General features: G+C 68.7%; 8 protein-coding genes. 6 read left to right on the plus strand and 2 right to left on the minus strand.

What is annotated here, in order from left to right:
* Positions 1 to 51 precede the first annotated feature (51 nt).
* From QH276_RS33690 to QH276_RS33700, 3 genes are read left to right on the plus strand one after another with little or no spacing between them, the layout of a single operon-like run.
* Positions 52 to 711, plus strand: a complete 660-nt coding sequence (locus QH276_RS33690; protein ID WP_280401973.1) for a DedA family protein — start codon at positions 52 to 54, stop codon at positions 709 to 711.
* Positions 708 to 1,826 carry a sensor histidine kinase gene (locus QH276_RS33695; protein ID WP_280401972.1) on the plus strand — a complete coding sequence of 373 codons (1,119 nt, stop codon included), beginning with the start codon at positions 708 to 710 and terminating at the stop codon, positions 1,824 to 1,826. The genes QH276_RS33690 and QH276_RS33695 overlap by 4 nt, the downstream gene beginning before the upstream one ends.
* Entirely contained in the window at positions 1,817 to 2,482 is a 666-nt protein-coding gene (locus tag QH276_RS33700) for a response regulator transcription factor (RefSeq protein WP_280401971.1), read from the plus strand. The genes QH276_RS33695 and QH276_RS33700 overlap by 10 nt, the downstream gene beginning before the upstream one ends.
* 73 nt (positions 2,483 to 2,555) lie before the next feature.
* Here the strand turns inward: QH276_RS33700 and QH276_RS33705 are convergent, their stop codons facing one another.
* Entirely contained in the window at positions 2,556 to 3,422 is an 867-nt protein-coding gene (locus tag QH276_RS33705; RefSeq protein ID WP_280401970.1) for a LysR family transcriptional regulator, read from the minus strand.
* A 151-nt stretch (positions 3,423 to 3,573) separates the two neighbouring features.
* Between QH276_RS33705 and QH276_RS33710 the strand changes: the two genes are divergently transcribed.
* Positions 3,574 to 4,449, plus strand: a complete 876-nt coding sequence (locus tag QH276_RS33710) for an aldo/keto reductase family oxidoreductase (protein WP_280401969.1) — start codon at positions 3,574 to 3,576, stop codon at positions 4,447 to 4,449.
* 73 nt (positions 4,450 to 4,522) lie between these two features.
* Here the strand turns inward: QH276_RS33710 and QH276_RS33715 are convergent, their stop codons facing one another.
* Positions 4,523 to 5,419, minus strand: a complete 897-nt coding sequence (locus tag QH276_RS33715; protein WP_280401968.1) for a LysR substrate-binding domain-containing protein — start codon at positions 5,417 to 5,419, stop codon at positions 4,523 to 4,525.
* 139 nt (positions 5,420 to 5,558) lie between these two features.
* Here QH276_RS33715 and QH276_RS33720 point away from each other — a divergent pair, with 139 nt between their 5' ends.
* Positions 5,559 to 6,809: an FAD-dependent oxidoreductase gene (locus QH276_RS33720; protein ID WP_280401967.1), complete on the plus strand. Its 1,251-nt coding sequence runs from the start codon at positions 5,559 to 5,561 to the stop codon at positions 6,807 to 6,809.
* A 61-nt stretch (positions 6,810 to 6,870) separates the two neighbouring features.
* Positions 6,871 to 8,202: an MFS transporter gene (locus QH276_RS33725; protein ID WP_280401966.1), complete on the plus strand. Its 1,332-nt coding sequence runs from the start codon at positions 6,871 to 6,873 to the stop codon at positions 8,200 to 8,202.
* Positions 8,203 to 8,360: the final 158 nt, after the last annotated feature.

The following is an 8,360-nucleotide window of genomic DNA, read 5'->3' on the forward strand; positions in this document are numbered from 1 at the left end:
GGGTGGACGGCACCAGTGCCGCGAGTCGGTCTGCTTCATACCGTCCAAATCATGGATATTGCAATGGAATCCGCCGACGAGCTGACCGGTGTGGCGGCCTGGGCGGTCGGGCTCATGGAACGACTCGGTGGCTTGGGGGCGGGCACCGCCATCGCCCTGGAGAACCTTTTCCCGCCGCTGCCCAGCGAGATAATTCTGCCGTTGGCCGGTTTCACGGCCAGTAAGGGCGACTTCGGTCTCGCCGAAGCGCTCCTCTGGACCACGCTCGGGTCGGTGGTCGGCGCACTCGCGTTGTACGGGCTGGGCGCTCTGCTGGGCCGGGACCGCCTGCGGGCCATTGTCGACCGGATGCCGCTCGTGCAATTGTCCGATGTCGACCGCGCCGAAGAATGGTTCGCCCGCCACGGCGGCAAGGCCGTGTTCTTCGGCCGGATGATCCCGATCTTTCGCAGCCTCATCTCCATCCCCGCGGGTGTGGAGCGGATGCCGGTCGGGCGTTTCACCCTGCTCACCACCGCCGGTAGCTTGATCTGGAATACGGTATTCGTGCTGTCGGGATACTTCCTCGGCGAGAACTGGCCGGTGGTGGAGACCTACGCGGGCATCGTGCAGAAACTCGTGATCGTGGCGGTGCTGGTGGCAGTCGCGGCCTACTGCGTGCAGCGCTGGGGCCGGTACCGGCGAGCCCGCCACGCCAGAATCGAGTCATGAGAACCTACTCGCCGCGGGCCGGTGCCCGTCGCTGCGCCGCGTTCCTGCTCGGTGTCTGCGGTATCGCGCCCGACCTGGCCGGCGCGGTGGCCGGGCTGTTCGTCCCCCGCTGGGCCCGCCCGGTTCTCGAATGGGAGCGGCGCAGGCTCGGCGTACTGTTCGCCGACGCGCCGGCAGGGGAGCCCGCGGGCCGGCGCGGGGCCGGATACCTCGGTGTCCGCGTGATGCTGGGGCTGCTGAGCGGTGTGGTCATCACGCTGCTCGGTGCGGGAATCGTCGTCGCGGCGGGGGTGATCTACGGTGCGTCGACAGGTGCGGCCGTACCGATCCTGGACGCCCCGGACCCCGGGCAGATCACCTGGAAGACCGCGATCGTCGTAGCGCTGCCCGGGGTGGTGTTCGCCTTCCTCACTGTGCACGGGCTGCTGGGTATCGTCCGTGCGGAGCGGTGGGCCTGGCAGTTCTTCTCGCGCCCGGGTTCGGGCGAGCTGGCCGAACGCGTCGCCCGGCTCACCAGTACCCGGACCGAGATGTCGGAAGTCCTCGACGAGGAGCGCCGCCGGATCGAGCGGGATCTGCACGACGGTGTCCAGCAGCGCGTCGTCGCGCTGTCCATCACGCTGGCCCGGGTGGAACGCGAATCCGACGCCGGGGTACGAGCCGGACTGCACCGGCGGGCGCTCGCCGAGACCGGGCAACTACTCGACGAACTCCGTGAGGTGTCGTGGCGGATCTATCCGGCCATGCTCGCCCGCGACGGCTTGCACGCGACACTGGAAGCGCTGGCCGACCGCACCCCACTGCCGATCCGGCTGTCCGTCGACCTGCCGGTGCGGGCACCACGACCGGTCGAATCGGCCTGCTACTTCACCGTGAGCGAAGCCGTCACCAATGCCATCAAACACTCCGGTGCCACCGCACTCGAGATAGCGGCCGGACGCCACGGCGATACCCTGTGGCTGCGGATTCGTGACGACGGCTGCGGCGGAGCCGATCCCACCGGGCACGGGCTCGCCGGAATCGCCACCCGGATAAACTCCCTCGACGGCACACTCACCATCGATTCGCCGATCGGCGGGCCCACGACCATCGCGGTGGAGGTACCGTGCGGATAACACTGGCGGAGGATTCGGCTCTGCTGCGGGAGAGCCTGGCACAACTGCTCACCGCCGAAGGGCACGATATCGTCGATTCGGTCGGCACCGCGGTCGAGCTACTGCATGCCGTCCGGCTGCGCCCGCCGGACCTGGTCATTGCCGATGTGCGGATGCCGCCGGATCATATCGACGAGGGAATCCGTGCCGCGCTGGAGATCCGCCGGACCCAACCCGAGATCCCGGTGCTGGTTCTGTCGCAATATGTCGAGCGCCGACATGCCGCCGAATTCCTCACCGGCACCGGCGGAGTGGGCTACCTCCTGAAAGACCGGGTGGCCGCCATCGGATCCTTCCTCGACGCCGTGCACCGAGTCGGCGCCGGGGGCACCGCCTTCGACCCCGAGGTGGTGCGGCAACTGCTGCTGCACAGTCGCGCCGGTTCCCCCATCGAACGGCTGACCACCCGGGAACGCGAGGTTCTCGAACTGATTGCCCAGGGCCTGAGCAATGCGGCGGTCGGTCAGCGCCTGCACATCACCCGCAGTGCGGTCGAGAAACATATCAATGCGATCTTCACCAAACTCGATCTACCGGCCGGTGACGCGCACAACCGGCGCGTTCTGGCAATACTGGAACACCTGCGCGCCGAGTCGATGGACGGGCCGGGCGGGTAACCGCCCGCCGCGGTGTGCGCACCATTCACGCCGGGCGCGTCTCGTGACCGACCGGTTGCGCCTCTTTTCGGACTCACCAGGCGCCGACCGCTTCCAGCTGCTGGGCTGTTTCCACGAGCCCGGCCAGTGCGGCGGAGCGGGCGCCGGCCGGCCAGGCGAGGAGTGTGGTCGCCAAGGGGGCGTCGAGGACCGGTACGGCGACGTGTTCCGGCCATTGCCAGGCGCGGCTGGATGCGGGAATCACCAGGAGCGTCCGGCCCAGGGCGACGAGCTGGGCGAGCTGGGATTGGCTGCGGACCTCGGGGCCGGGGCCCGGCGGGTAGGTGAAGTCGTGGCGGGGCCAGCGGGCGATGGGCAGGTCGGGGACGTCGGTGACCTCGGCCATCGTCAGGCCGGCGCGCTGGGCGAGTGGATGGGATGCCGGCAGGATGGCGACTTGGCCTTCGGTGCGGATTTCGGCGCTGTCGAGACCCGTCATCACGTCGAACGGGGCGTGCATGATGGCGACGTCGGCGCGGCCGTCGCGCAGGAGTTGGCCCTGCTCACCGATTTCACACAGCAGTACCTCGATCTCGACGGCACCGGGACGGGCGGCATAGGCGTCGAGCAGCTTTTTCAGTAGATCGTGGGAGGCGCCGGCTTTCGTGGTGAGTACCAGGCCCGGCTGTGCGGCGGCGGCGCGGCGGGTGCGGCGGACAGTGGCGTCGACCGCGTCGAGTGCACGCCGGGCTTCTGCCAACATGGTGTCGCCCGCGGTGGTGAGCGCGACTCCGCGGCGGTCACGCTGCAGAAGAAGAACTCCCAGACGGCGCTCCAGTTGCTGAATCGCGCGGGACAGTGGCGGCTGAGCCATGTTCAGGCGTTCGGCGGCACGGCCGAAATGCAGTTCTTCGGCCACCGCGACGAAGTAGCGCAGTTCGCGAGTTTCGAGTCCGTCCACCGGTCCAGTATGGCCCCTGATACCGGTGCGGTATCAGGTCGGACCGGACCGGTCTTGGACGGCGTAACCGCGCCGCCCGCACGATGTCATCGGAGCGCAGCGGCGGAAACCGAATCAGCCGTCGGCGCCCCCCGACTCTCGCGAAAGGCATATGGTGAGCACGATTTCCCTTCCCGGCGGTACCTGGACCCTGGGTGATATGACGGTCACACGGTTCGGCTACGGCGCCATGCAGCTGGCCGGACCGGGTGTACTGGGCCCGCCCGCCGATCTCGACGGCGCCCGCGCCGTCCTCCGCGAGGCCATCGACCTCGGGATCACCCATATCGATACCGCAGACGCGTACGGCCCGCGCGTCACCAACACCCTCATCCGGGAGGCGCTGCACCCCTATCCTGAGTCGTTGCATATCGCCACGAAGGTCGGGGCGACCCGGGACGAGCAGGGCGGCTGGCCGCCTGCGCGGACACCAGGGCAGCTGCGCCGGGCGGTCGACGAGAACCGCGCAGCGCTCGGGGTCGACACACTGGACCTGGTCAACCTGCGACTGGGTGATGCCACCGGGCCGCAGGCGGGCTCGGTGTCCGAAGCCTTCGAAACGCTCGCCGAACTGCAACAGCGGGGCCTGATCCGGCACCTCGGGGTCAGCAACGCGACACCGGAACAGGTTGCCGAAGCGCAGGCGATCGCGCCGATCGTCTGCGTGCAGAACATGTACAACCTCGCCCACCGCCACGACGACGAGCTCGTCGACCGGCTCGCCGCCGAGAACATCGCCTACGTACCGTTCTTCCCGCTCGGCGGGTTCAGTCCGCTGCAGTCCGAGGCGCTGTCGGCGGTGGCGAAACGCCTGGACACCACGCCGATGTCGGTCGCGCTGGCCTGGCTGTTGCAGCGGTCGCCGAATATCTTGCTGATCCCCGGCACGTCGTCCGTGGCGCACCTGCGGAAGAACGTCGCCGGCGCCGGTATCCGGCTCGGCAGCGAGGACGCTGCCGAGCTGGAGGCCATCAACGCACAGAGATAGTCGCGGGCGAACGATAGCGGCTGTCGGCGCGCATCGATCTCGCTACCTTCGAGACCGAGTGTCGCTCAATCGTTTACGCCTGCTGCCGGGCGAGGACGCTGCGCGCGTACCGGGCGATCAAATCGCCGGCGGCTTCGACCGCGGCGCGGGTTTGTTCCGGTCGCACCAGCCAGGTGCGCATGGGGAAGGCCGGTTCCACCAGCTCGACCCACGGCCAGCCCGGGAGAAGCCGGTGGGCGCTCGCCTCGCTGAGCAGCACCGCATGCGACCCGGCGACTTCCGCGCAGGCCAGGGCGTTTTCGACGAACGAGGCGAACTGCCAGATCGGGGCGATTCCGGCTTCGTAGGCGACCGAGATCAGGCGGTCGTGTTCGGCGGGGATCTGTTCGCGGGCGTGCGCCAGTACGCGGAGGTTGTGGAGTTCGGCCAACGGGCATGTTTCGCGTTCGGCCAGTGGGTGATTCGGGCGGACCGCGAGGCCGAAGGGTTTCTCGAACAGCTCGGCCGAATGCAGATTCGACGGCGGGTTCTGGTGGACGAGGCCGATATCGAGGCGGCCTTCCTGCACCGAGCGCAGCTGGGCGCTGCTGTTCGCGTCGCTGAAATCTATCCGGATATCGGGGGTTTCGGCCTGGAAGGCGTGGATCAGGCCGGTGAGCCAGTCGGCCGGGAGCCCCGGGGGCAGGCCGATGGTGATCAGTTCACGGGCGGCCGATGCCGAGCGGGCGACGTCACGGGTGACAGCCGCCAACCCGAGTAGATGCGCGGCGTGCTGGTAGAGGGCAGTGCCGGCGGGAGTCGGTTCCACGCCGCGCGGTCCGCGGTCGAGGAGGGTGATTCCGCATTCGCGCTCGAGTTCTTTGATCTGCCGGGTGAGGGCCGGCTGGGACATCACCAGGCGGTCGGCCGCGCGGGAGACCGAGCGTTCCTCGACCACTGCCACGAAGTATCTGAGATGGCGTAACTCCACCTCGCCAGCGTGCCATACCCAGAAGGTATACCTAACCGCCGAAACAGGCATTGGACGTGGAGCAGAGGTATCGCAGAGAGTTGTGACTCAGTCCACAGTTGTTACCCGGCGTCCGCCGGGCAGGGTTAGGAGCTCAACGGTGACGCTCACGGAGCATGTCGATGTTGTGGTGGCCGGCGGTGGTGCCGGCGGGATCGCGGCGGCGGTCGGGGCCGCGCGCAGCGGGGCGCGGGTGCGGCTCATCGAGCGGTACCCCTTCCTCGGTGGCGCGGCGACGAACAGTTCGGTGCTCACCTTCTGCGGTTTCTTCGATCAGACCCACGAGACCGTGGTCGGCGGGGTCGGCGGGGAGGTGCTCGACCGGTTGCGTGCTCGCGGGGTGTACGCGGAGAAGGTCATGGGCTGGACCGGTAACCGGATCGTGCTGCTGGATGCCGAGACCACGAAGCTCGTCTGCGACGAGATCGTCGCCGATGCGGGAGTCGAGACCCGGCTGCATTCCACGCTGATCGGGGCGACCAGGCGCGATGGGGCGATCACCGAGGTCGAGGTGGCGCACCGGGGCGGTACCGAACGCCTCACCGCGGACGCCTTCGTCGACGCCACCGGGGATGGCGCGCTGCTGGCGCTCGCCGGGGCCGCGGTGCGCACGGTCGACCTGCCGGACCGGCAGACGAACACGCTGGCCTGCCGGTTCGGCGGGGTCGCCGAGGACGCCGACCTCTCCACCGACGGGATGCGCGCGGCCGTGGCCGCCTACAACGCGGAAACAGGTGCCGCGCTGCCGCGCGATCACGGCATCGCCGTCCGGCTGCCGGTGACCGGTGAAGTGATGGCGCTGCTCGTCGACGAACACTTCGACACCCTCGACCCGCGGCAGAGCAGCGCCGCGGAGGCCCGGGCCCGGGCGCAATCCTGGCGATACCTCGACGCGATGCGCAAGGGTATGTCCGGATGGCAGCAGGCCTATCTGGTGACCTCCGGCCCGCAGATCGGTATCCGGGAAAGCCGGCGGTTGGTCGGCAAGGCCACGATCACCGCCGACGACGTGCGGCGGGCGCGCAAACGCCCGGACGAATCGATCGGCCGCTGCGGCTGGCCGATCGAGGACCACGCCGGACCGGGCGTGACCAATTACGAAGAGATCGACGGCGGCCGCTGGTACGACGTGCCCTACGATGCCATCCGGTGTGCCGACACCGGCAATGTGTGGGGTGTCGGCCGGTTGACCAGCTCGGACGACGAGGCGTTCGCCTCGGTACGGGTGATGGGCACCGCGTTCGCCACCGGGCACGCCGCGGGGATCGCCGCGGCGCAGTACAGCGCCGGCCGGCGCCACGATCTGCCCGGTATCCGTCGTACTCTGCTCGCCCAGGGGGCGATCGTATGAGGTGGTCGCAGGTGACACCGCAGCCCGCATTGCCGTCGTTCTGTGAATCGGAGTACTACGCATGAGCAAGTCAGGCCCGGAGGCGGCGGCACAGCGGAACCACGGCGGACCGTCGCTCATACCTGCGAGCATGCAGCGCTCCCCCGCCTACCGCTGGGTCGTTCTCACCATGTGCTGGGCCGCTTTCACCATGACCTCGGTGGACCGGTCGACGTGGGGTCCGGCCTCGGCATCGGTGAGCGATTCCCTCGCCGTGCCGATCGCTGCCATCGGCATCTTCGCGACCTGCTACTACATCGGCTACGTCGCCTCCAACGCCTTCGGCGGATTCCTCACCGACTGGCTCGGCGGGCGGATGATCCTCTCGCTCACCGGGTTGGTGGCCGGATCGTTCATGATCGTTTTCGGCACCATCGAATCCATCACCGCGGGTTTGATCGTGCAGGGCATCGTCGGGTTGTTCGCCGGCGCGGACTACGCGGGCGGGCTCAAACTCATCGCCACCTGGTTCACCCCGGCCCAGCGCGGATTCGCCATGGGGGTGTTCATGACCGCGACCTCGCTCGGCACCGTCATCGCCAATGCGGTCGTCCCGCGGCTGATCGAAGCGTCCGGATGGCGCGAGTCCTACCACGTGTTCGGCATCGTCACCGTCGTCATCAGCGTGCTGTGCTTCGTCTTGCTGCGCGACCGGCCGCGCGCTCAGGAGCAGCCGGTGGAACAGGAGACACCGCGCGCGAGTGCGCTACCGGACCTGCGCCCGCTGCTGCGCAATCGCGATCTGCTGCTGCTCGCCGTTACGGGCTTCGGCGGACTGTGGGGCACCTACGGCTTCGTGACCTGGTCGAATACGCTCATGGTCAAAGCCAACGGGATCGATCCGGTCGACGCCGGCACGGTGCTGGTGATCTTCGCCGGGGTCGCGGTCGTGGCGAAGCCGATGGTGGGCTGGGTGACCGATCTGTTCCGCCTCGGACAAAAGGTGCCGATCATCGTGATCCTCGTGGTTTTCGGTGGCACGTTGCTGACCTTCGGGTCGCTGTCGGGTCTCACCCAGTTCATGGTGTGCGCGCCGCTGCTGGGCCTGGGCGCCTACGCGTACTCGCCGCTCACGGCCGCCTTGACTCCGGTGCTCGCCGGACGCGATCTGGTCGGCTCCGCGGCCGGGGGTGTGAACGCGGTCTGGCAGCTCGGCAGTGTGGTGGTGCCCGCGGTCGTCGGTTTCGTCTTCCACGCCACCGGTTCCTTCTACGCCGCGTTCATCGTCCTGGCGATCGGCCCGTTCGCGGGCGCGGTCACCTGCTGTTTCATCCGCTCGGACCGGCCGGCACGGCAGAAACGGCGCCCGGCCGGGGCCGTACGCCCGGCGCCCGCTTCCGAAGTGGCCGTCTGAAGCGCCGGCAAGGAAAAGGAAGAATTCAGCCCGAAGCCGTTGTCCTACAGTGAAATGCGGCCGGGCTGCTGCGGGAACTCGCCCGCTTCACCACGATGACCTTCGGCCTGGCCGACCGTGCCCCGGAAGCGGTGGTGGTGATCGGCGGCGGCGCGAAT

It is taken from the genome of Nocardia carnea, assembly GCF_029869215.1.
Taxonomy (GTDB): domain Bacteria; phylum Actinomycetota; class Actinomycetes; order Mycobacteriales; family Mycobacteriaceae; genus Nocardia; species Nocardia carnea_B.